Annotated in this window: 21 protein-coding genes and 1 pseudogene; 11 read left to right on the top strand and 11 right to left on the bottom strand. The window is 72.8% G+C overall.

Features of this window, described 5'->3' with window-relative positions:
• Nucleotides 1-96: 96 nt before the first annotated feature.
• Nucleotides 97-897 (bottom strand): aminoacyl-tRNA hydrolase, encoded by an 801-nt coding sequence (locus OHT52_RS03930; RefSeq protein WP_328718716.1) that lies wholly within the window; start codon nucleotides 895-897, stop codon nucleotides 97-99.
• A 112-nt stretch (nucleotides 898-1,009) separates the two neighbouring features.
• Here OHT52_RS03930 and OHT52_RS03925 point away from each other — a divergent pair, with 112 nt between their 5' ends.
• Nucleotides 1,010-1,687: an AIM24 family protein gene (locus OHT52_RS03925; RefSeq protein ID WP_328718715.1), complete on the top strand. Its 678-nt coding sequence runs from the start codon at nucleotides 1,010-1,012 to the stop codon at nucleotides 1,685-1,687.
• A 46-nt stretch (nucleotides 1,688-1,733) separates the two neighbouring features.
• Nucleotides 1,734-1,928 carry a hypothetical protein gene (locus OHT52_RS03920; RefSeq protein ID WP_328718714.1) on the top strand — a complete coding sequence of 65 codons (195 nt, stop codon included), beginning with the start codon at nucleotides 1,734-1,736 and terminating at the stop codon, nucleotides 1,926-1,928.
• Nucleotides 1,929-2,002: 74 nt separating this feature from the next.
• On the opposite strand, the gene OHT52_RS03915 is transcribed toward OHT52_RS03920, so the two are convergent.
• The 4 genes from OHT52_RS03915 to zapE form a co-directional block, all read right to left on the bottom strand.
• Nucleotides 2,003-2,851, bottom strand: coding sequence for a polysaccharide deacetylase family protein (locus OHT52_RS03915; RefSeq protein WP_443046487.1), 849 nt, complete (start codon nucleotides 2,849-2,851; stop codon nucleotides 2,003-2,005).
• A 101-nt stretch (nucleotides 2,852-2,952) separates the two neighbouring features.
• A complete protein-coding gene (locus tag OHT52_RS03910) occupies nucleotides 2,953-4,413 on the bottom strand; it encodes a nucleobase:cation symporter-2 family protein (protein WP_328718713.1) in 1,461 nt (486 codons plus the stop codon).
• A gap of 248 nt (nucleotides 4,414-4,661) precedes the next feature.
• Nucleotides 4,662-5,087 carry an OsmC family protein gene (locus OHT52_RS03905; RefSeq protein ID WP_328718712.1) on the bottom strand — a complete coding sequence of 142 codons (426 nt, stop codon included), beginning with the start codon at nucleotides 5,085-5,087 and terminating at the stop codon, nucleotides 4,662-4,664.
• A gap of 116 nt (nucleotides 5,088-5,203) precedes the next feature.
• A complete protein-coding gene (zapE, locus tag OHT52_RS03900) occupies nucleotides 5,204-6,295 on the bottom strand; it encodes a cell division protein ZapE (protein WP_328718711.1) in 1,092 nt (363 codons plus the stop codon).
• A gap of 37 nt (nucleotides 6,296-6,332) precedes the next feature.
• On the opposite strand from zapE, the gene OHT52_RS03895 reads away from it, so the two are divergent.
• From OHT52_RS03895 to msrB, 4 genes are all read left to right on the top strand, one after another.
• Nucleotides 6,333-7,118, top strand: a complete 786-nt coding sequence (locus OHT52_RS03895) for a pyrimidine reductase family protein (RefSeq protein ID WP_328718710.1) — start codon at nucleotides 6,333-6,335, stop codon at nucleotides 7,116-7,118.
• Nucleotides 7,119-7,322: 204 nt separating this feature from the next.
• The gene (locus OHT52_RS03890; protein ID WP_328718709.1) at nucleotides 7,323-7,775 is read left to right on the top strand and encodes an indole-3-glycerol phosphate synthase; all 453 of its coding nucleotides are present in this window, start codon (nucleotides 7,323-7,325) and stop codon (nucleotides 7,773-7,775) included.
• Nucleotides 7,776-7,833: 58 nt separating this feature from the next.
• Nucleotides 7,834-9,234, top strand: coding sequence for a UDP-N-acetylmuramate--L-alanine ligase (gene murC / locus OHT52_RS03885; RefSeq protein WP_328718708.1), 1,401 nt, complete (start codon nucleotides 7,834-7,836; stop codon nucleotides 9,232-9,234).
• A gap of 14 nt (nucleotides 9,235-9,248) precedes the next feature.
• Entirely contained in the window at nucleotides 9,249-9,653 is a 405-nt protein-coding gene (msrB, locus tag OHT52_RS03880) for a peptide-methionine (R)-S-oxide reductase MsrB (RefSeq protein ID WP_328718707.1), read from the top strand.
• Between the two features lie 105 nt (nucleotides 9,654-9,758).
• Here the strand turns inward: msrB and OHT52_RS03875 are convergent, their stop codons facing one another.
• From OHT52_RS03875 to OHT52_RS03865, 3 genes and pseudogenes are all read right to left on the bottom strand, one after another.
• Nucleotides 9,759-11,279: a SulP family inorganic anion transporter gene (locus OHT52_RS03875; RefSeq protein ID WP_328718706.1), complete on the bottom strand. Its 1,521-nt coding sequence runs from the start codon at nucleotides 11,277-11,279 to the stop codon at nucleotides 9,759-9,761.
• Nucleotides 11,280-11,904: 625 nt separating this feature from the next.
• Nucleotides 11,905-12,336 (bottom strand): DUF2267 domain-containing protein, encoded by a 432-nt coding sequence (locus OHT52_RS03870; protein WP_328718705.1) that lies wholly within the window; start codon nucleotides 12,334-12,336, stop codon nucleotides 11,905-11,907.
• A gap of 241 nt (nucleotides 12,337-12,577) precedes the next feature.
• Nucleotides 12,578-12,832: pseudogene (locus tag OHT52_RS03865) on the bottom strand (hypothetical protein); the annotation flags it as partial.
• A gap of 283 nt (nucleotides 12,833-13,115) precedes the next feature.
• Here OHT52_RS03865 and OHT52_RS03860 point away from each other — a divergent pair.
• Entirely contained in the window at nucleotides 13,116-14,174 is a 1,059-nt protein-coding gene (locus OHT52_RS03860; protein ID WP_328718704.1) for an aminoglycoside phosphotransferase family protein, read from the top strand.
• 204 nt (nucleotides 14,175-14,378) lie between these two features.
• The gene (locus OHT52_RS03855; RefSeq protein WP_328718703.1) at nucleotides 14,379-14,954 is read left to right on the top strand and encodes a TIGR03086 family metal-binding protein; all 576 of its coding nucleotides are present in this window, start codon (nucleotides 14,379-14,381) and stop codon (nucleotides 14,952-14,954) included.
• A gap of 30 nt (nucleotides 14,955-14,984) precedes the next feature.
• Here OHT52_RS03855 and OHT52_RS03850 read toward each other — a convergent pair whose 3' ends face one another.
• Nucleotides 14,985-17,468, bottom strand: a complete 2,484-nt coding sequence (locus tag OHT52_RS03850) for a GTPase-associated protein 1-related protein (protein WP_328718702.1) — start codon at nucleotides 17,466-17,468, stop codon at nucleotides 14,985-14,987.
• A 237-nt stretch (nucleotides 17,469-17,705) separates the two neighbouring features.
• Nucleotides 17,706-18,098, bottom strand: a complete 393-nt coding sequence (locus OHT52_RS03845) for a VOC family protein (protein WP_328718701.1) — start codon at nucleotides 18,096-18,098, stop codon at nucleotides 17,706-17,708.
• 65 nt (nucleotides 18,099-18,163) lie between these two features.
• Here OHT52_RS03845 and OHT52_RS03840 point away from each other — a divergent pair, with 65 nt between their 5' ends.
• On the top strand, nucleotides 18,164-18,820 hold the full coding sequence (locus OHT52_RS03840; RefSeq protein ID WP_443046485.1) for a nucleoside/nucleotide kinase family protein: 657 nt from the start codon (nucleotides 18,164-18,166) through the stop codon (nucleotides 18,818-18,820).
• Between the two features lie 71 nt (nucleotides 18,821-18,891).
• Here the strand turns inward: OHT52_RS03840 and OHT52_RS03835 are convergent, their stop codons facing one another.
• Nucleotides 18,892-19,863 (bottom strand): GNAT family N-acetyltransferase, encoded by a 972-nt coding sequence (locus OHT52_RS03835; protein WP_328718699.1) that lies wholly within the window; start codon nucleotides 19,861-19,863, stop codon nucleotides 18,892-18,894.
• 307 nt (nucleotides 19,864-20,170) lie between these two features.
• Here OHT52_RS03835 and OHT52_RS03830 point away from each other — a divergent pair, with 307 nt between their 5' ends.
• Both OHT52_RS03830 and OHT52_RS03825 read left to right on the top strand, forming a co-directional pair.
• Nucleotides 20,171-21,298 (top strand): aminopeptidase P family protein, encoded by a 1,128-nt coding sequence (locus OHT52_RS03830; protein ID WP_328718698.1) that lies wholly within the window; start codon nucleotides 20,171-20,173, stop codon nucleotides 21,296-21,298.
• Between the two features lie 120 nt (nucleotides 21,299-21,418).
• A complete protein-coding gene (locus tag OHT52_RS03825; RefSeq protein WP_328718697.1) occupies nucleotides 21,419-22,270 on the top strand; it encodes a hypothetical protein in 852 nt (283 codons plus the stop codon).
• The last annotated feature ends 84 nt before the right edge of the window (nucleotides 22,271-22,354 follow it).

Genomic DNA, 22,354 nt, shown 5'->3' with positions numbered 1-22,354 from the left:
ACAGTGACGACAACCTCAGCCTCCCGCTGGTGACGGGGCGCCCGGCCAAGGGCCTCACACCGGTCGCCCCGGAGCTGCTCGTCGGACGGAAGCCCCTCAGCCCGCCGCGCGCGCCCGGAGCGCCGGGTGGTCCGCGATCACCGTGGCGGAGTTCGGGGCGATCTCGGTGAACCCGGCGTCGCGCACCACGGGCAGACCGCTCACCGTGAGGCGGTGCCAGGTCTCCGTGTCCGGGGTGGCCACCGAGAGCGGGAAGCCCGCCTCCTGCCACTCCTTGCGCTCCGCGTCCGTCAGCTCCCACCAGGCGAGTTGTGCGCCGTGGCCGACCTGGGCCATCGTCTTGCCCGCCGACATGTCGATCCCGGGGTTGAGCCAGAGGACCGGGCCGGTGGTGTCCGGGGCGGCCGGGGGCTCGGGGTCGTCCAGGTCGGTGCCCGAGACCTGGAGCTTCGCCAGCTCCTTGGGCCAGCCGTCCAGCGGGACCGGCGGGTAGACGCGCACCTCGGCGGCGTCCCCGGTGACCGTGATCCCGGGCAGCGTGCACGCCTTGCGCCACTCCGCGCCCCGGGCCCGCCGCACCACCTTGCGTATCCGGGCGTCCTGCCAGTCGCGCATCGCCTGCGCCCACTCGCCCTCACCGAGCGCGCGGTCGTCGGCCAGGATGGTGAGCACCGCGCGGGCCGCCGTGCGGAGCGCGTCGTTGCGGGCGGGCGGGTCGGTCTTCTCGATGTGCACCACCAGCGGCAGCACGAACTGCGGTGCCTCGTCGCGCGGGGTCGGCTCGGTCCGGAACGGGCTGTCCGCCGGAAGCGGTCCGGCCGGCTCGGCCGGGGGAGCCGGGGAGGTGGTGGCCGGGGCCGGTGCCGCCGCGGCTGCGGGAATGTCGTTGCTGCTCACGGAGCCAGTCTGCCAGGCACCTCGGACATGCCGGGCGCCCGGCGGACGGAGTTGTCCGACGGCCCGGTGGGCCGCTTGGACGCGTGGCATGTTCCGGGCGAGGATGCACCGCATGAAGAGCGACATATTCTCCGGTGAGCACATGGCGGAGCAGGCCACCGCCCCCGGTATGACCCTGCAGAACACCAAGTCGGTCAAGTACGCGGTCAGCGGGGAGATGCACGCGCGCCAGGGATCGATGATCGCATTCCGCGGGGACCTGAAGTTCGAGCGCAAGGGCCAGGGGATCGGCGGCATGCTCAAGCGGGCCGTCACCGGTGAGGGGCTGCCGCTGATGGCGGTCCGCGGGCAGGGCGAGGCGTGGTTCGCCCACGAGGCGCAGAACTGTTACATCGTCGAGATCGAGCAGGGCGACGTGCTCACCATCAACGGTCGGAACGTCCTCTGTTTCGATTCGACGCTCGCGTACGAGATCAAGACCGTGAAGGGCGCCGGAATGACCGGCGGTGGCCTCTTCAACAGCGTCTTCAGCGGATACGGGAAGCTGGGCCTGATCTGCGAGGGCCATCCGATCGTGATACCCGTCACGTCGCACCAGCCGGTCTTCGTCGACACGGACGCGGTCGTCGGCTGGAGTGCCCGGCTCACCACCTCGCTGCACCGCTCCCAGAGCTTCGGCTCGATGGTGCGGGGAGGTTCGGGCGAGGCGGTCCAGCTGCGGCTGGACGGTGAGGGCTTCGTCATCGTGCGCCCGAGCGAGCTGAAGCCGGAGAAGACGTCGTCGAGCTGAAGCGGACCGTGCCAGGGGGCACAAGGGCCGTCGTACGCTCGACTCCATGGACGACGACACGTACTGCGCGGCCCCCGGCCCCTCGGCCCCCGGGCCGGACGTACCCGCCGACGAGGGCGGGCCGTTCGCCGAGTGCGTGCTCTGCCGGAAGCCCACGGAATACCCGGAGTCGGTGAAGGGTGCCCCCCTCTGCCCGGTCTGCGCCTGGCAGGAGGCCGGCCGCAACGCCTGCTCCGGCTGACCGGGCGTCGGCGGCCGGGCCCGGGGGTCACCCGGGACCCGGACCCGGCCGCCTTCCGGTCGCGCTCCGCCCCGTCAGCTTCCGGGGGCCGCCCGCATCAGCTCCGACACCTTCACGAACCGGTAGCCGCGCGCGCGGAGTTCGGGGACGATCCGGCGTACCGCCCTCTCGGTGGCCGGGGCGGCGCTACGGGTGCAGTGCAGCACCACCAGTGAGCCGGGGGTCACGCCTGCCAGTACCTGCTCGGCCACCGCGTCCGGGTCGGTCGCGAACGCGTCGCCTCCGACCACGTCCCACTGGACCGCCGTCACCTTCTCGGGGGCCAGCGCGCGCAGCGCCTCCTCGTCGTAACAGCCGCCGGGGAAGCGGAAGTACGGGACGACGTTGCGGGCTCCTGCCGTACGGAAGGCGGCGAACGCACGCTCCACCTCGCCCTTCATCTCCTCCTTCGCCACGGCCGGCAGGCCGTAGCAGGGGGAGGAGAAGGCGTAGTGGCTGTAGGAGTGGTTGGCGATCTCGAAGGCGGGGTCCGTGCCGATCGCCCGGGCCTGGTCCGGGTACTCCTCCGCCCAGCGGCCGGTCATGAAGATCGTCGACTCGACCCTGAGGTGGTGCAGCAGGGCGATCAGCGGCGGGTTGTCGAACGGTTCGCCCGCCGCCGCCCGGTCGCCCTCGTCGGCGGTCATGTCGGCGTCGAAGGTGAGCGCCACGACCTTCTCGCCCGTCGGAGCCGCGCCCTTCGGTCGCCGCTCGAAAACCGGGGTGAGGCCCTCGGGTCCCGGGGCGAGGGTGGGCGGAGGTCCGGGGACCGGCCGCGCGGGTGCGGAGGAGGGGGAGGCGGAGGAGGGGGAGGCGCCGTGCGGCGGTCGGGTGGTGGCGGGGTGCCCGCCCGGACCGCCGCATCCGGCGAGCACCCCGCTCAAGACAGCCAGACCGGCCAGGCACACAGAACCGATCAGAGGCGAAACTTTCCGTGCTGAAGTATTCACTCACGGAAAATATCGGACAATATGATTTATATGGGTCAGGTGGTCCCTGCGGCGCTCGGAGCGCCCCGATCGGCCGACGCGCTCCCCTCCGGTACCGGCTCGGTTTCCGGTGCGGGCTCTTCCGTCGCGGGTGTGGCCGGTACGCCCTCCCTTCCGGGCGCAGCTCCCCAGGGCGTGTGGTGGAACAGCAGGTTCAGCAGGAACGCCGTGAACGCCGCCGCCGTGATACCGCTGCCGAATACGATCTGCACCCAGGACGGGAAGTTCGCGTAGATGCCCTCGGACATCTCCGGCAGCAGACCGATCCCCAGCGCCACCGCGGCGATCGTCAGGTTGTGGCCCCGGTCGAGGTCCACCCGGCGCAGGGTGTTCACCCCGACCATGGTCACCGTGGCGAACAGCACCAGGGCGGCTGCTCCCACCACCGGGCCGGGCAGCGCGGCGACGAGCTCGCCGAGCCTCGGGACCAGGCCGAGCGCGACCAGGACGCCGCCGGCGACCGCCGTGACGTAACGGCTGGAGACCCGGGTGAGGCGGATGAGTCCGACGTTCTGCGAGAAGACGGTGTCCATGAAGGAGTTCATCGCGCCGCCGAGCACGCCCGACAGCCCGTCCGCCGCGAGTCCGCGCGCCAGGTCCTTGTCCGTGAGGGGCCGCCCGGTCGCCTCGCCCACCGCCAGCATCGTGGCCGTCGACTCGGTGAAGATCACCAGCATCACCACGCACATCGAGACCACGGCCGAGACCGGGAATTCCGGGGCGCCGAAGTGGAACGGGGCTGCCAGTCCCACCCAGTCCGCGTCCGGGACGCCGGAGAAGTCGGTGAGGTCCAGGGGTATGGCGACCAGGGTGCCGACGATCAGGGCGATCAGAATGCCTGTCTGCCCGGCGAAGCCCCTGACGAAGCGGGCGAAGAGCACGATGAAGACGATCACCCCGGCGGCGAGCCCGAGCCGGGTCCCCGACGCGTAGTCGGCCGCCTTCGGGTCGCTGCCGGTGATGAGCCCGGCGGCCACGCCGATCAGCGAGAGGCCGATGACCGTGATGACCACACCGCTGACCAGGGGCGGGAAGTAGCGGACCAGCCGTGCGAACGGCACGGCCATCAGCAGTCCGAAGAGCCCGGCGGCCAGCATCGACCCGTACACCGCCTGCATGCCGTACTCGCCGTGGATCAGGATCATCGGGGTGACCCCCGCGAAGGTGGCGCCCGTGACGACCGGCAGGCGTACACCGAGGACCTTGCCCACGCCGAGGCTCTGGATCAGGGTGATCAGCCCGGCGACCAGCAGGTCCGCGTTGATCAGCAGGCCGATCGTCGAGGTGTCGAGCCCGGCGGCCCCGCCGAAGACCAGCGGCACGGTGACGCAGCCGGTGTACATGACGAGCACGTGCTGGAGTCCGAAGGTGGCGAGTCTGCCCGGGGAAGGGCGCCGGTCGACCGGATGGACGTCCTGCTCCCTCGGCGGAACCGGTGCGGGATCTGATACGCCCATGTCATGCCCTCCTGTGCAGGTCGCTGCGTTGGAGTGCATTGAGCCAGCCGTTCTTTGAGAACGTGCGGCCGTGCGATGACGCGGGTGTTACGGGGGTGGGGAGCGATCTTTGGGACATGGCCGGGGTGCTGAGACCGCGGCGGTTCCCGTGCTGACGACTCGTCGCGAAACCGGCGCCCCGCCGTCGTACGGGCCACGGCCCGCCCCGGAACGAACGCCGGGGCGGGCCGTGGCCCGAAGCCGTACGGTCAGGCGAGGGTGGCCGTCAGGGTGATCGTCGTACCGGACAGCGCCTGGCTGACCGGGCAGTTGGCCTTGGCGTCCTCGGCGGCCTTGACGAAGCCCGCCTCGTCCAGGCCGGGCACCTGGCCCTCCACCGTGAGGTGGATGCCGGTGATGCCGGTGCCGGGCTGGAACGTCACCTCGGCCTGGGTGTTCAGACGGGTGGGCGGGGTGCCGGCGCCGGCCAGGCCGTTCGAGAGGGCCATCGAGAAGCAGCTGGAATGCGCGGCGGCGATGAGCTCCTCCGGGCTGGTCTTGCCGTTGGCCTTCTCGGCGCGCGAGGGCCAGGAGACGGGGAACTCGCCGACACCGGACGAGTCGAGGGTGACGACACCCTTGCCCTCCAGCAGGTTGCCTTCCCAGACCGTGTGGGCCTGACGCGTGGTAGCCATGGTGAATCCCTTCGAAAACGGTGTGCGCGGTCGCGCGGGACCACGGCACCTCGTGTGCCGCGGAACCGGTGAACGACGCGGCCACCCGGAGGAGTCGCGCCGTCACCCCCACGAACCTACTGCGCAACCAGCCCCTTCGCGTCCCTCGCCAGTGCCGTCAGCCGGGAGATGGCCCGGAAGTACTTCTTGCGGTACCCCCCGTTCAGCATCTCCTCACTGAACAGCCGGTCGAAGGGTATGCCCGAGGCGAGGACCGGGATCTCACGGTCGTACAGCCGGTCGGCGAGCACCACCAGACGCAGCGCCGTCGACTGGTCCGGCACCGGCACCACCCCGGTGAGGCAGACCGCGTCCACCCCGTCGGTCATCGCCCCGTACCTGCTGGGGTGCACCTCGGCCAGGTGCCCGAGGAGCGCGGTGAAGTCGTCCAACGCCGCGCCCGGGGTGGCGTACGCGGCCCTGGTGACCTGCTCGTCGTCGAAGGGCGGCGGAGCCTCGGGCAGGCCACGGTGCCGGTAGTCCTGGCCGTCGATCCGCAGCGGGCGGAAGTGCGCGGAGAGCCCCTGGATCTCGCGGAGGAAGTCGGCGGCGGCGAACCGGCCCTCGCCGAGCTTGCCCGGCAGCGTGTTGGAGGTCGCCGCCAGTGCGACGCCCGCCTCCACCAGCCTGCTGAGCAGCGAGGAGACCAGCACGGTGTCGCCCGGGTCGTCGAGTTCGAACTCGTCGATGCAGAGAAGCCGGTGCCCGCTCAGGGTCTTCACGGTCTGCTGGAAGCCCAGCGCCCCGACGAGGTTCGTCAGCTCCACGAACGTGCCGAAGGCCTTCAGCGCCGGCTCGGCGGGGGTGGCGTGCCAGAGGGAGGCGAGCAGGTGGGTCTTGCCGACGCCGTACCCGCCGTCGAGGTAGACCCCGCGCGGTCCGGCCGGGGCCGCGGGCTTCTTCGCGAACCACCGCCGCCTGCCCTCGCCCGACGCGTACGCCCCGCCGAGACCGGCCGCGAAGGAGTTGAGGACCGTGACGGCCTCGCTCTGGCTGGGCTGGGTCGGATCAGGGACGTACGTGGCGAAACGCACCGAATCGAAGCGCGGCGGCGGCACCATCTCGGCGACCAGACGATCGGCGGGGACGTGCGGCCGACGGGCGCACAGGGACAGCGGAGCCGCGCCGGCGAGGGAATCTGACCCCGGAGCGGTGGTGGAGGACGACACAACTGTCAACCATAAGGGCCGTGCCACACTGCCTGACATGCGAAGCCTGTTCCCTGTGACGGACCTGACAGTCACCGCCGCCCCCGCCCCGGTCGGCGCCGACGACCGCGAGTGGCGTCTCGACGAGCTGGCCGAGGCGTACGCCTACCCGGCCGGCCCCGGATCCTGGCTGCGCGCCAACATGGTCACCACCCTGGACGGCGCCGCCCAGCACGACGGCCGTTCACAGGCCATCTCCTCCCCTTCGGACATGCGGATCTTCGGCACCCTGCGGGGCCTCGCCGACGTCGTGATCGCCGGCGCGGAGACCGTACGTACGGAGGGCTACCGGCCCGCCCGTGCCCGGGAGGCGTTCGCCGCGCGGCGGGCGGCGGCCGGACAGGGGCCCGCTCCCGCCGTCGCCGTGGTCAGCGGAAGCCTCGACCTGGACTTCTCGGCCCCGCTCTACACCGAACCGCTGGTCCCGACCCTGGTGCTCACCGGGGCGGACGCGCCGGCCGACCGGGTCTCCGCCGCCCGGAAGGCGGGCGCCCGGGTGGTGGTCGCCGGTGAGGGCGCCCGGGTGGACCCCGCGAGAGCCGTCCGGGAGCTGGCCGCCCTCGGCCTGACCCGGCAGCTGACCGAGGGCGGGCCCCGCCTGCTCGGCCAGTTCGTCGCCGCCGGTGTGCTCGACGAGCTCTGCCTGACCGTCTCGCCGATGCTGACGGCGGGCGAGGCGCAGCGGATCGCGGGCGGCCCGTCCGTGCCCGTGCCGGAACGCTTCGCCCTGGCAGGGCTGCTGGAGGAGGACGGGTTCCTCTTCACCCGGTACCGCCGCCGCTGAGGCGCGCCGCGACCGCGCCCGGCGCTGGGCCGTGACTCCGCCCGACTCTTAACGGAATTTGCCGTTCCGCTTGGCTTCCGCTGGGCACACTTACCACTGCAATCTCCGTGCGATCACGGGGAAGGATGGTTTCAGCAGCGGCCCTCCACCGGGTCGGCCGGATGAAGAAGCGGAAGGGCGCCCGTCGTGTTCACAAGCGTTTTGATGATCGAGAAACCGCTCACCCCCGAGGACGTCGAATTCGTCACGACCCTCCACGGCGACGAGCGGATCTCGTTCATCGTGCTCATGCAGCCGCGCGGCGACCAGGCCGACGTCCTGCTCCGCGCGATCGACGACGTGGCGCTCGGGGAGCTGCGGGACGCCGCCAACGAGGGCGACGAACCCGAGGGCAAGGAGGCCCGCGAACCCGCCCGGCTGGCCCTCCAGCACTCGCTGCTCGCCCTGCGGGCGGCGGGGTCCGAAGCGGTGGGGCAGGTCGTGGAGGAGCACCCGCTGGACAGCCTCAAGACCGTGGTGGACGAGGCGGAAGCCGACGAGGTCATCGTGCTGACCGCCCCGCACTACGTGGAGGAGTTCTTCCACCGTGACTGGGCGTCCCGGGCCCGCCACAAGGTCGGCGTCCCGGTGCTCAAGCTCTTCGCGCACAGCGAATAGGCTGGGCACCGGTGCCGGGCGGACCCGGCACCGCGACCGACTTCAGGGAGAGACACGCATGGCACCCGGTATTCCTGCCGCCATGGAACGGCCGCACTTCATCGGCATCGGCGGCGCCGGAATGTCGGGCATCGCGAAGATCCTCGCCCAGCGGGGCGCGAAGGTGGCGGGCAGCGACGCCAAGGAGTCCGGGACGGCCGACGCGCTGCGCGCGCTGGGGGCGACCGTCCACATCGGTCACGCCGCGGCCCACCTGGCCGACGACGCGACCTGTGTGGTCGTCTCCAGCGCCATCCGAGCCGACAACCCGGAGCTGCTGCGCGCCGCCGAGCTCTCCGTCCCGGTCGTGCACCGCTCCGACGCGCTCGCCTCGCTGATGACCGGAACCCGGGCCATCGCCGTGGCCGGTACGCACGGCAAGACGACCACCACGTCGATGCTCGCCGTCGCCCTCTCCTCGCTGAACCTCGACCCCTCGTACGCCATCGGCGGCGACCTGGAGGGACCGGGCACCAACGCCGCCCACGGCGGGGGCGAGATCTTCGTGGCGGAGGCCGACGAGAGCGACCGCAGCTTCCAGAAGTACGACCCCGAGGTCGCGATCGTCCTCAACGTCGAGCTGGACCACCACGCGAACTACGCCTCGATGGACGAGATCTACGAGTCCTTCGAGAAGTTCGCCGGGAAGATCACCCCCGGCGGCACCCTCGTCGTCGCCGCCGATCAGCCCGGGGCCGTCGAACTCACCCGGCGGCTGCGCGAGAGCGCACGGGCCGACCTGAACATCGTCACCTACGGCGAGTCCGGGGCCGCCGACGTGCGCGTCCACAAGGTCACCCCGCGCGGTCTGACCAGCGAGGTCACGGTCCTGCTGAACGGCAAGTTCCTCACCTTCACCGTCTCCGTGCCCGGCCGCCACTACGCCCACAACGCCGTCGCGGCCCTCGCCGCCGGTGTCGCCCTCGGCATCCCCGCGCACAACCTCGCCTCCGCCCTCGGCACGTACACCGGGGTCAAGCGCCGCCTCCAGCTCAAGGGCGAGGCCGCGGGAGTCCAGGTCATCGACTCGTACGCGCACCACCCCACCGAGATGACCGCCGACCTGGAGGCCATGCGCGGCGCCGCCGCCGACGCGCGCATCCTCGTCGTCTTCCAGCCCCACCTGTTCTCCCGCACGCAGGAGCTCGGCACCGAGATGGGCCAGGCACTCGCCCTCGCCGACGCCTCCGTGGTCCTGGACATCTACCCGGCCCGCGAGGACCCGGTCCCCGGGGTCACCAGCGCGCTGATCATCGATGCCGCCCTGGCGGCCGGCGCCGACGTCACCGCCGTGCACGACGCGGCGGACGTCCCGGGGATCGTCGCGGGAATGGCGAAGCCGGGTGATCTGGTTCTCACCATGGGAGCGGGCGACGTCACCGACCTCGGCCCGCACATCCTGGACCAGCTGTCGAAGTGAGGGAGCGAGCCACCGTGCCGTACGACATCGAGAAGCCAGACGAGCAGTGGCGGGAAGAGCTCTCCCCGGCCGAGTACGCCGTGCTGCGCAAGGCCGGGACCGAACCCGCCTTCGTGGGCGAGTACACCGACACCAAGACCGAGGGCGTCTACTCCTGCCGCGCCTGCGGGGCGGAGCTGTTCCGCTCCGACACGAAGTTCGAGTCGCACTGCGGCTGGCCGTCCTTCTACGACCCGAAGGACACCGACGCGGTCGAACTCATCGCGGACAACAGCCACGGCATGGTCCGCACCGAGGTGCGCTGCGCCCGCTGCGGTTCCCACCTCGGCCACGTCTTCGAGGGCGAGGGGTACGAGACCCCGACCGACCAGCGCTACTGCATCAACTCCATCTCGCTGAAGCTGACGCCCGAAGCCTGACGCCCGAAGCCTGACGTTCGGCGCCTGACGGGGCCGCCCGTCACCGGGCACGGAACAGGGCCGGAGCCTCATGGGCTCCGGCCCTGTTCGTGTACCGGGGTGCTGTCAGCCGCCCGCGGAGAGCTGCCCGCTGAGCCGGTCGTGGAGACGGGCGCTGGGCTCGTTCAGGCCGGTGATCCCGACGGTCTTGCCCCGCTGGGCGTACCGGGCGCCGATCGTGTCGAGGACGGCCACGGACGAGGCGTCCCAGACATGCGCGGCGGACAGGTCGATCACCACCCGCTCCGGGTCCCCCGCGTAGTCGAAGCGGGAGACGAGCTCGTTGGAGGAGGCGAAGAAGAGGGCTCCGGTCACCCGGTAGACCACGGTGGTGCCGTCCGGGTCGGTGACGGCGGTGACGTCCGCGGAGTGGGCCACCCGCTTGGCGAAGACCACCATCGCGAGGACCGAGCCGACGACCACGCCGATGGCGAGGTTGTGGGTGGCGACGACGACCACCACGGTGATCACCATGACGGCGATCTCCCCCGCGGGCATCCGGCGCAGCGTCCTCGGGGCTATGGAGTGCCAGTCGAACGTGGCGAACGAGACCATCGCCATGACCCCGACCAGGGCGGCCATCGGGATGTCGGAGACCACCGGGCCGAAGGCGATGCAGAGCACCATCAGGAACACGCCGGCCAGGAACGTCGACAGCCGGGTCCGCGCCCCGGACACCTTCACGTTGATCATCGTCTGGCCGATCATCGCGCAGCCGCCCATGCCGCCGAAGAAGCCGGTGACGATGTTGGCGATGCCCTGGCCGACCGACTCCCGGGTCTTGTCCGACCGGGTGTCCGTGATCTCGTCGACCAGCTTCGCCGTCATCAGCGACTCCATCAGCCCGACCAGCGCCATCGCGAGCGCGTACGGCGCCACGGTCGTCAGCGTGTGGAGGGTGAAGGGCACGTCCGGCAGGCCGGGCACCGGCAGGGACGACGGCAGCTCGCCCCGGTCGCCCACGGTCGGCACCGAGATCCCCGCCGCCACGGTGAAGGCGGTGAGCACCACGATCGAGACCAGCGGGGCCGGCACGACCGTGGTGACCTTGGGGAAGAACACCAGCAGCGCCAGCCCGGCCACGATCAGCGGGTAAACCGCCCAGGGCACGTCCCGCATCTCGGGCACCTGCGCCATGAAGACCAGGATCGCCAGCGAGTTCACGAAGCCGACCATCACCGAGCGGGGGACGAACCGCATCAGTTTCGCCACCCCCAGCGCCCCCAGGACGATCTGGAAGACCCCGGCGAGGATCACGGCGGCGACCAGGTAGCCGAAGCCGTGCTCACGGTTGAGCGGCGCGACCACCAGGGACACCGCACCGGTGGCCGCCGAGATCATCGCCCGGCGCCCGCCCACCACGGAGATCACCACGGCCATGGTGAACGCGGAGAACAGGCCGACCGCCGGATCGACCCCGGCGATGACCGAGAACGAGATTGCCTCGGGAATCAGCGCGAGACCGACCACCAGCCCGGCCAGCACCTCGGTGCGCCAGACCTTCGGGTCGCCCAGCCAGTCGGGCTTCAGCGCGCGCAGCCGCGCGGCCGGTGAATCGGTGGAGACGGCGGGGACGGTGGAGGACAAGGCAGCGGAAACCTGTCGTGCTCGGGCACACCACCGTGTCGGGCAGGCCGAGGGCGTGCGTCAGGGCGCGGAGTGCCGGGACGGCGCACCACGGTCGGGCCCGTGACCGGGACCGGAAGCGGAGAGGGAACGGACCCGGGGGAAGATCCGTTCGGGCAGGTCGCGCGAAAGGCTCAGCAGCCTCGCGGGACCGGACCTCCGCCGGGGGCGGCGTCGGCCCCGGCGTGGTGGGAGGGCGCGCGGAGCGTACCTTCACCACCTCAAAAACCCTACCCCGATCTCGGGGCAGGGTCCGATGGCGGTCGTCTCCCGGAGCCGTGAGGGGGCGGTGCGGGGGAGTCGGCGGTGCGGGAGCGCGGGGGAGCCGGCGGTGCGGGGGCGGGTGCCACCGCGGCTCAGACACGGCCCAGGGAGAGGGGCCCGTCCGTCCTCGGGGGCCGAGCCACCGCGCCCCGCCCCGCCCAGCCCGTGCCCCCGCGGCGCTCCGGACGGACCGGGCGGCGCGGGGGCGGGGAGCGAGGATTCGGCGCGTGTGGCACCTGCCCGAAGCGCGGGCCAGGGAGCCGGGGCGCCGGAATGTGGGGTCACCGGGGCCACCAGGGCCACCGGGGGCGCTTGCCCGGGTTCAGGCGGCGCGGGCGAGCTCGGCGCGGCCGAAGAGGAGCGCGTACCCCTGGGGGAGTGCCTGGAGCAGCTGGGCCAGGAGATCGGGGCCGGCCAGCTGGGCCACCGTGGTCAGGACGGAGCCCGTGTCCCAGCGGGTGGTGGCGGTGCTCGCGCCGGTCAGCAGAGCGAGCGAGGTGACGAAGTCACGTCCGGTGAGCGGGGCTTCGGGTCTTCCGGCGAGGAAGATGCCCGCGGCCTCACCCGGGAGCCGGGCCGCCAGGTTCTCGCGCTCGGTTCCGGACAACTGTCCTCCGAGACCGGCCAGTACGAGCCGTACCGCTTCCTCGGCCCGTTCCTTGGTCGGGTACGCGCCGTCGTAGCGGATCTTTTCGAGCATCAGGGTGTAGGTCATGGCCGGAGCGCACTGGGTGGAGTCAGTCATGTTCTGCATCGTTCGCCGGTCGCCTCTCTCGTCGCAGTGGCCTTCTCGCCCGCGCCGGAGGTGGAACGTACGGAGCCGGTGCGCGCGGGGTGCGGGGCTGGTGTTCAGCCGTTACCCCCGACCGGCCTCCTCACACGTACCCACTCGAAGTGTGGGGCGGCACGTGGGTGACGCGTCGTAGGACGGTCGCCCCGGCGGTGCGCGGACGGGCCGCCGGGCTCCCACCGACTGGGCTCGCGCCCATCTGCCCCCAGGCGCGGAAAGTACGGATCTCCTCATCGACCTGGTACATGAACCAGCGCATGACCCGGTACGGGACGTCCACGTGCCCTGCGTGCGGGTTGAAACACACCGTGGGTTCCCGTGACGGATCCTCGTCGGGGACGATCGCGGTCACGAGTGCCCGCTGCCCGGCCACGACATCCGGTTCCGGATACCAGGCGTCATCGGGAACGGAGTGCATCGCGGTGATCGCGTGGTCGCCGCCGGGGTGTCGAATGACCAGGGCCGCATGCTGCCGGGCGGGACTGAGGGCCGTCGCCACCTCGTGCGGCCCGACGCCCCTGGGCCTGGGCCCGGATGAGGTCATCCGGAACTAGACCAGCACGCGATCGGACCACCATGCCGACCAAGATCGCTGGGGCGTGTGTCGAAAGTGGCGCCGTCCGTCCGCCGGACAGGCAGGACTTTCGACACACGCCCCAGGGTGCAAAAGCTCACGGTCCGACTCATTCTGACGTTCCGTAATTCGGTGGCCGCTGACATACCGGGCAGGTTGACTGACCGTCATGAACCTGGAGTGCGCGGCCGAGCGGCTCGGGTTGGGGCGGTTACTGGGAGCACCGCTGCGACTCAAGGACGACGAGCAGGGCCCGGTGTGGAAGGCCGTTACTGACTCCGGCTCATGGGTGGTGAAGCTGCACCGGCCCTGGGGTGACTTCTGGTTGTCCATGGCCGCTCAGGCGGGGGCGCTTGAAGTCGCCGCGTGGGAGAGAGGCCTCGCGATGCCCGGGCCGCAGTCGACGACTCTGGCCGAAGCGGGTCTGTGGCGACCGATCGGGGGCGGTGTCCACGCCCGCGCGACGCGCTTCGTCGAGGGCTCGCATCCGACCGCGCCGACGTCCGAAGCCTTGGCGGCATGGGCCGGAGGGCTCGTCGCCGACCTCGCCCGGTGCGCGATTCCGGCCGATCCGGCCGTCGATGGCGACTACCGGTCGCACTCCCGGGACGAGTGGGAGGAATGGTTCGCTCAGGCCGAACGCCTTGAGGTCCTCAGCGCCGAGCACGTCCGCGTCCTCAGGCTGTCGGTGGAACAGGCCGAGGCCATGGCCGAGGACCAGCAGGAGCTGGGGCGGACGAAGTTGGTCATGCACCGCGACATCCGGCACCAGAACGTTCTGACCGGCTCCGGTGGTCCGGTGCTGCTGGACTTCGATGCCGCCGGGGCGCAGGAGCCGTGGTGGGAGCTCGTCCTCACCGCCTTCGGTCTCGCCGGCTTCGGCCGTGGGCTGGAAGTGCCCGAGCGCCGCATCGTCGAAGCGTGCCTCTCCGGGTATGTCGCCGCGGGAGGGGCGGTCGGGGCGGTCGACGAGTTCGCGTTCACCGGTATGTTCGCCGGACGCGTAGGAACGGCGGCCTGGCAGCTGTGGATGGCCTGTGGCCACCGGGGCGGGAGCCCGGAGTACCGGGCCGGCTTCGCTCGGACGCTCAGGGAGTCGGTGGAAGCGATGGCCGTGATGCGCGAGGCCATGCCCACCTGGGCCACTTGGCTCGCCGCTCAGACGGAGAACGCCGGGCGCGGCGCCGCCGACCGCCGGTCCCAGGGGAGGAGCGCCTCCAGCGGGTGAACCGCGATCCCGGCCGATCAGGGCGTGCAGGGCACATCCCGGCCGGCGGATGCTCGCATTCCGGTCCGCGTGGACCAGGTGGTGGTCAGCGGCCAGTCCGTCGTGGAAACGGGTGACCGAGGTCTCGTACATGGACCGGGGCTGTCGGTGCGGGAACGGCGGTGCGGGCCCCGATCCCGGTCCGACGGCTCGTAGAGTCCGCCCATGAGCGACATCGAACTCCTCGCGGGAATTCTGTCCAAGACCGGAGACCTCGTCGAGGGTGTCCGCCCCGACCAGCTCTCCCTGCCGACCACCTGCGAGACCTACGACGTGGAGGCGCTGCGCAACCACCTCGTGGGGTGGCTCCAGGTCTTCGAGGCGGGATGCGAGGGCCGCGCGTACGAAGGCGATCCGGCGGCCCACGTCTGCGGTGACGACCCGGCCGGTGAGTTCAGGGCCGCCGCGCAGGGGCTGCTCGCCGGATGGCGGAGGCACGGATTCGACCGCCAGGTCCGGGTCCGGGAGGGCGAGTTGCCCGCGCCGATGGTGTTCGACATGACGCTCATGGAGTACCTGGGGCACGGCTGGGACCTCGCCGTCGCCACCGGGCAGGCGGTCCCCTTCACCGAGGAAGAGGGAGCGCGGGTGCTGGACCGCGCACGGGGCACGCTGCCGCCTCGGTTCCGGGGCGAGGGGCAGGCGTTCGGCGAGATCGTGCCGGTCCCCGAGGACGCCCCGGCGATGGATCGGTTCGTGGGCTTCCTCGGGCGCGACCCGCGGGCCGCCCGGCCGTCCTGACCGCGACTTCCGGAGGCCGCCCCCGACCCGTCACGGCCGGCGTACTCGGCCCGTCAGGCGGCGGCCGATCCGGCCCAGCGTGCCCGTCTGGCGACGGTTCCACGCGCGGAAGGCATCCGTCCGGCCACTGCTCCCGGCCCGCCCGACGGCCTCCTCCACGGCCAGGACCCCGGCGGAGGAGAGCTCGCGCACGGCGGGGCGCAGCACCTCGTCCAGCAGGGCGGTGCTGGTGCCCGCCCAGTGGGCGCCCGCGTGCGGATGGGCACTCCAGTTCAGATAGCAGTCGGCGGCGAACGCGGGATCGGACCGCAGCCGGGCGAGTACGGGCTCCTCCCGCGCGGCCCTGCCGTAGGCGGCGAGCAGGTCCGGGTCGTCGGTGTGCACGAAGGCGTACAGCTCCGCGTCCGGCCGCTCCGGTGCCAGCAGGCGGCGGGCCAGTGCGCCGAACGCGTGCTCCAGGACGCCCGGTTCCACCGGTTCGGCGGCCGGGCGCAGCGCGAGCGCCCGATCCGCCCAGCCCTCTGCGGGCGCCGCCCCGTCCGGAGTCTTCGCATCGTCGGCTTCCGGCTCGGTACCCGTCCCGCGCATCGAGCGGGCGAAGTCCAGCAGAAGCAGCGCGCCGCGCTCCCGGCCGAGGATCTGGTGCGGGAAGCCGCGCAGCAGATCGTGCGCCAGTTCGGCCGCGTCCGCGTCGTCGGCCGCCGCGCCGAGCGCCGCGCCGACCAGGTGCGACCAGGTGCCCGCGCTGCGGTGCGCGTCCGAGGTGGCCGCCTCCAGCAGCATCCGGGCCTCCGTGGCGGTCGGCTCCCGGTCCGCCCAGACGAGCCCCACGGCCGAGCGCAGCACCAGCGGCTCGGCGAACGGCGAGATACCGGCGGTCCGCAGCACCCGGCTCAGTGCGGAGATCCGGTCCTCGCCGCAACTCGCCCTGACCGCACGTGACTCGGCGCACATGCGCAGATGCGGCAGCGACTGCGTCCCGGTGAACGGAAGCGGCACCCGCCCCAACAGCCGCTCCATGGCGGCGGGATCGTCCGGGGCGATCCGGTCCAGCGCCACCAGCAGGGCGGTCCGTACGTCGAACTGCTCGTCCAGCAACTCCAGCAGGGCCGGACCCCAGGCGAAGTCGGGGGCGGCCAGGAGGGCGGGGGCCACCCGGTCCACGAGGGAGGGCAGCAGTCCGGTGCAGTCGATGTCCAGGAGCCGGGCCACCCGCAGGAGTTGCACGGTCCGGACGATGTCGAGTGCCGCACCGGAGCCGCCCAGTTCGGCCAGGATCTCCGGCGCGAGGGTCTCGGACATGGCCTTGCCCTCCGGGCCGGCGAAGGCGCTCCGGTCGGGGAGTTCGAGAGAGCCGTTGCCGCCGCGTACCGCCTCGGTCACCAGCATCGCGGCGAGCGGAGCGGTCACGGCGGCCGGAGACCTTCCGTCCAGCGCGCCGAAAAGCCGTCCCACCGCGTCGAATTCGCCGCCGCTGCGGTCGTCGATCGAGACTGCGGTCAGGGCGCCGACCAGCTTCCGGGTCTGTTCCTCGTCCAGCGTGTACGGCCGCTCCGCCGCCCAGACGGCGGCTGTGGAACGCTCGCCGGGCCCGAGCGCGATCCCGGCGCAGAGCGCGGTGACGGCCAGCGGCCCGGCGGCGAACGGCTCGCCGTGCAACAGGCGTGCCTGGTCGAACAGTTCCGGTGCGCGGTTGCGCCAGACGCGGGCGGCGGTCTCGGCCCAGGCGTCACCGGACGGCGGGGACGGCCGACCGTGCGGCCCGCCGCACAGGTGCACCCGGATCTCGGCGGCGTCGAGGAGATGGGCGTCCTCGGGGAGCACCCCGACGACCTGCTGCGGGGCGAGCGAGGGCCGCCGGGAGTACGTGGTGAACGTCAGCCGCTCCGCGTGCTCCGGAGGCAGGACCGAGGAGGCCAGCCCGATCCAGCGGGCCACGTCCTCGCTCTGCCGCTCCACGAGTGCCACCCGAGCCGTTCCGCCCGAGGCGTTCTCCAGCCGTACCCGGCGCAGATCGGCGAAGACGGCGGCGAGCCACGGGCCCCGGGAGACGGCGAAGTCACCGAGCGCCTCACGCTCCAGGCCCGGACCGGCGTGCGGCGAGGTGAGCGGGTCGGGTACCGCCCCGCTGGGGGTGACGGACACCCAGCGGGGCGAGCGCCACGCGGTGATCGGCAGCCGGTCGCCCGGCAGGCGCGCGCCGGCCGGCAGCAGCACGGCGTGGGTGTGGAACCGCAACTGCCCGGACGAGGCGCCCGGCGAGGCCAGCGGCACCGCCCGGGACAGCAGTCTGCTGCCGTCCGAGAGCTGGGTGAAGCCGAACGCCTGCGGCATGGAGCGGAGTTCGGCGTCCGTGGGGAGGAACGGCACGTCCCCCGGAGGCTCGTACCCCAGAAGAGGTTCGATCTCCGAGAGGAGTGCCGTGGGTATCCCGGGGCCGACGGCGGTGAACCGTCCCACCGTCCCCTCGTCCCCCGGAGCTGCCGAGGTGTAGTGCAACTGCGCGAGGCTCATGCCCGGGGCCCTCTTCGTCCTGCGGCGACCGTCCCCGAACCCGCGTGCGCGCAGGCCCGTTCCGGTGACGCGCGGGGCCGGCCGGCGACCGGGGCGGGGAGCGTTCCGCAGTCGCGTGGGGGCGACGCTATCAAGGTCCGGCGAACGCGCGGAGCGATCCGCGGGACACCGGCCGGGGGTGGGGCGAGCGACGGGTGATTCCGCCCGCCCCGCTCGCTCACGCGGGCCGGAGCTCGCTCACGCGGGCTGGAGAAGGTCCCACCGGTTGCCGTACAGGTCTTCGAAGACCGCGACCGAGCCGTACGTCTCGTGCCGGGGCGCCTCCAGGAACCGCACCCCGGCCGCCGTCATCCGTGCGTGGTCGCCCGCGAAGTCCTCGGTGTGCAGGAAGAACCCGACCCGGCCGCCCGTCTGCGCCCCGACCGCCGCCCGCTGGTCCCCGTCCTTCGCGCGGGCCAGCAACAGGCCGGTGCCGGCCGCACCGGCACCGCGCGGACGGACGACGACCCACCGGGACCCGTCGCCCCGGTCGGTGTCCTCGGCCAGCTCGAACCCGACGGCGTCCCGGTAGAAGGCGATGGCCTCGTCGTAGTCGTGGACGACCAGGGTGGTCAGGGCGATGTGGGGCATTTCGGCTCCTCGTGCATGGCGGCGGTCCCACGCCACCCTACTGAGATGCCGCGCGGACCAGCAGAATGCCCCGTATGGACTCGTACGACCTCGCCCCGCTCACCGCCCGCGCCCGGGCGCTCGTCGTCCCCGGCCGACGCCGGATCCTGGGGATCGCCGGGCCGCCCGGTGCCGGGAAGTCGACCCTCGCCGCTGCCCTGGTGGAGGCCCTGGACGGTACCGCCGTACTCGTCCCCATGGACGGCTTCCACCTCGCCGGCGCCGAGCTCGAACGCCTCGGGCGAGCCGCCCGCAAGGGCGCGCCGGACACCTTCGACGCCGCCGGATACACCGCACTGCTGCGACGGCTGCGCGAGCCCGGTACGGACCGGCACGCGACGGACAGCGGCGAGACGGTCTACGCCCCCGCCTTCGACCGCGCCCTGGAAGAGCCGATCGCCGGGTCGGTGGCGGTGGAACCGGGCACGTCGCTCGTCGTCACGGAGGGGAACTACCTCCTCCACGACGACGGGCCCTGGGCGCCGGTGCGCGGGCTGCTCGACGAGGTCTGGTACGTGGAGATCGACCCGGACCTGCGCGTGCGGAGGCTGGTGGACCGGCACGTCCGTTTCGGCAGGCCGAGGCCGGACGCCGAGCGGTGGGTCGCGGACTCGGACGAGGCGAACGCCCGGCTGGTCGAGGCCGGACGCGACCGCGCCGACCTGGTCGTCCGGCCGTCGTGACCGGCCCCCGTGACCACGCCGGGGAGCCCCGACCCGACCGGGGTGCGCCGCCGGTGTGGCGCCCGCCCCGCTCAGCCCCGCGTGCGGGCGCCGTCCGCGGTCGCGCCGGACACCTCGCGTTCGAAGCGGCCGATGGAGACCGTGACCGTCATTCCCGCCCGCGCGTAGAGGAGGTGCGCGCCCGTCAGGCTCTCGCTGTCGACGTCCAGCCCGACCGAGGGAGCGCCGCGCTCGGCGAAGAGCGCGAAGGAGCTGAGCAGCAGGGACCGCCCGATGCCGAGGCGGCGGTCCTCCCTGCCCACCGCCAACTGGCCGACCTCGCCCGCGAGTTCGCCCCGTACGTCGCGGAACCGGCACAGTGCCGCGCCCGCGATCCGGCCCGCGCGTTCCGCGAGCAGCCAGAGCGACGGGTCGAACCCGTCGTACAGCAGGTCGTCGGCCCAGACGTCGTACGGGCGGGGCTCGCCGCCCCAGCGGTCGCCGAACGCGTCCTCCACGCAGGCGTGCACCGCCCGCAGGTCCTCGGCCGTTCCGGTGCAGGGCCGCAGGGTGACCCCGTCGGCCCACACCGGGGCGGCGAGCGGCCCGTCCAGCGCGATGGACATGCGCTGGTGGACCCGTGTACAGCGGTAGCCGCGGGCGCGCAGCAGCCGTTCCGAATCGCCTCCGAGATAGACGTAGTTGTACAGGGAGAGGTCTTGTCCGGCAGTGGTCGCCAGCTCGGCGGCGCGGGTCTCCGCCAGTTCCAGCAGCCGGGTGCCGATGCCCGCGCCCTCATGACCGGGATGCGTGTACGCGTCGGCGTGGACGCGGCCCTCGCCCGTCTCGGCGGTCACATGTCCGTAGCCCGCGACCTCCCCGCCGGGCCCGGTCACGATCCACGCGTCCCGCCCGGTGTCGAGACGCGACCAGACGCGCAGGTACTCGTCGACGGTCTGGGCCGCCGCCGTCGGGTCCCCGGCCCGGCCGGCCGCGTTCACGGCGTCGAGGATCTCGGTGAGTTCGGATCGGCGAGGGGCGCGTACGGCGTATCCCGGCTTCATGGGGGTCCTTGCTCAGGGGGTCGGGGCGCGTCGGGCTCGTACACGCGCCCCGGTAGGGAAGCAGGAGGCGCGGCGGCCCGGCAACCCCTTTCCCGATCATGGCACCCCGGAGTCGCCCCGCCGCGCCGCGTACCGCCGTGCCCGCCCGGGGCCCGTCCCGCCGCGCCCCGCCCCGCCGTACCAACCGTCCCGCCACGCCCGTCCGGCGCTCGCGTCCCGCGGCGGGCGGCGGCAGGATGCTCCGTGCGGCGCGCTCAGTGGTGCGCCGGAACCGGCAGCCGTACCGGCAGCATCTCTGGAGGCCCGCATGACCAGCCCCACCCCGCCCGAGCCCTTCACCGCCGACGTCTACCGGGCCCGGATGGCCCGTGCGGCCGACTCCGCCGCCGGGGCCGGGCTGGCCGGCGTCCTGGTGGCGCCCGGCCCGGACCTCGTGCACCTGACCGGCTACCAGCCCGTCAGCACCGAGCGCCTCACCCTTCTCGTGCTGACGCCCGGTCAGGAACCGGTGCTGGTCGTACCGACCCTGGAGGCGCCCGACGCCGAGGCGGCGATCGGTGCCCCCGCCCTGTCGTTGCGCGACTGGACCGACGCCAGGAACCCGTACGAGGTGGCCGCCCCGCTCCTCGACGCGGCGGGCCGGTACGGAATCAGCGACAACGCCTGGGCCATGCACCTGCTCGGGCTCCAGCAACTGCTGCCCGGCACCTCCTACGCCTCGCTCACCCAGGTGCTGCCGATGCTGAGGGCGGTCAAGGACGCGGCCGAGCTGGAGCGTCTCGCGGCGGCGGGCGCGGCGGCCGACGCCACGTACGAGGAGATCCTGAAGGTTCCCTTCGCCGGGCGGCGGGAGACCGAAGTCTCGGCGGACCTGGCGGAGCTGCTCATCGGATTCGGCCACTCGCAGGTGGACTTCGCCATCGTCGGCTCCGGGCCGAACGGCGCCAACCCGCACCACGAGGCCGGGGACCGGGTCATCGAGCACGGCGACATGGTGGTCCTCGACTTCGGCGGCCTGCGGTACGGCTACGGCTCCGACACCTCCCGTACGGTCCACGTCGGCGAGCCCACCGCCGAGGAGCAGCGGGTCCACGACGTGGTGCGCGAGGCCCAGGCGGCGGGGTGCGCGGCCGTGCGGCCCGGAGCCGCCTGCCAGGACGTCGACCGGGCGGCGCGCGCGGTCATCACCGAGTTCGGCTACGGCGACCGGTTCATCCACCGCACCGGCCACGGCATCGGGGTCACCACCCACGAACCGCCCTACATGATCGAGGGCGAGGAGCAGCCGCTGGTGCCGGGGATGTGCTTCTCGGTGGAGCCGGGGATCTATCTCCCGGGGCGGTTCGGGGTGCGCATCGAGGACATCGTGACCGTCACCGAGGACGGCGGGCGGCGCCTCAACTCCACCGCCCGGGAGCTGGCGATCGTCGGATAGCCGGTGCCGGAAGGGGCCTGAACGCGGTGTGCGGCAGGTCGTGTTCGCCGGCGGGCCCCGAGCGTGGTCAAGCCGGGGCCCGCCGGGTCGCCGGCCGTGGCGATCACTTAGGGTGCGCGCATGTCGCACGACGATGAGAGACCCGCGGATTCCGGCAGTTCCCTCGACGACCGGTGGAAGTCCCTGGTCGACGAGTACTCCCACCCGGACACCGCCCAGGGCGGCCCCGGGGCCCCCGAGCCCGAGTCGGCCCGGGTGTGGCCCCGGAACCTGGCACTCGCGCTGCTCGCGGCGGGTGCCGCGTTCGGCGTCGTCACGCTGACGGGCGGGGCGGACGACGACCCCGAATCCGGTGCGACCACGGCGACGGCGTCCGCACCGTCCTTTGCCCCGCCCCCCGTGTCCGTCTCCGCGCCGGCCGCCGCCTCGGGGCGGCCGGGAGCCGGCACGGCCGCCGGTGAACGGCCGATGATCCCGCTCGCCGACGTCTTCCCGGCGGAGGTCGCGGGCGCGTCCGGAACCACCTTCACCAGGGTGGGCGCGTCCGTGGTGGACTCCTGCACGGAGCCGGGCGAGGTCGGAGCCCGTCTCGCCGCCCTGATCGAGGCCGGGGCGGGTTGCGTGGGCGAGCAGGTCGCGCTCTACAAGGACGACCAGGACAACCAGTTCAACCTGGCCGTGTTCACGATGAAGGACCCACTGGACACGGTGAAGGTGGTCACCAGGCTTTCCGCGGCCTTCGACGACTACCAGGTCGCCGCGCAGGCCCCGCCGCCCGGATCGGGCCTGCCCACCCTGCCCGCGGACAGCGCACTGGTGCAGGCGTTCAGCGGCTACGCCCGCGTGATGACGGTCGGCATGGGGCAGTGGGCGGACGGCCGCAGCGCCGACCTCCAGCAGCTGGTCGACCGCCTCGGGCCACTGCAGGACGCGGTCGCCGACAAGGTCACCGCCTACGAGGGCACCGGCTGACCCCGGCCCGTACCCGACGCCCCGCGCAGGGCCCCGACCAGCCGGTCCCACCGCCTCGCCACCCTCCGACCAGCCGGTCCCACC

Origin of the sequence: Streptomyces sp. NBC_00247 (genome assembly GCF_036188265.1) — a bacterium.
In the GTDB taxonomy this organism is placed as follows: Bacteria; Actinomycetota; Actinomycetes; order Streptomycetales; family Streptomycetaceae; genus Streptomyces.
Note: the sequence above shows the minus strand (reverse complement) of the source record. Positions and strands in the feature narration are given on the sequence as shown.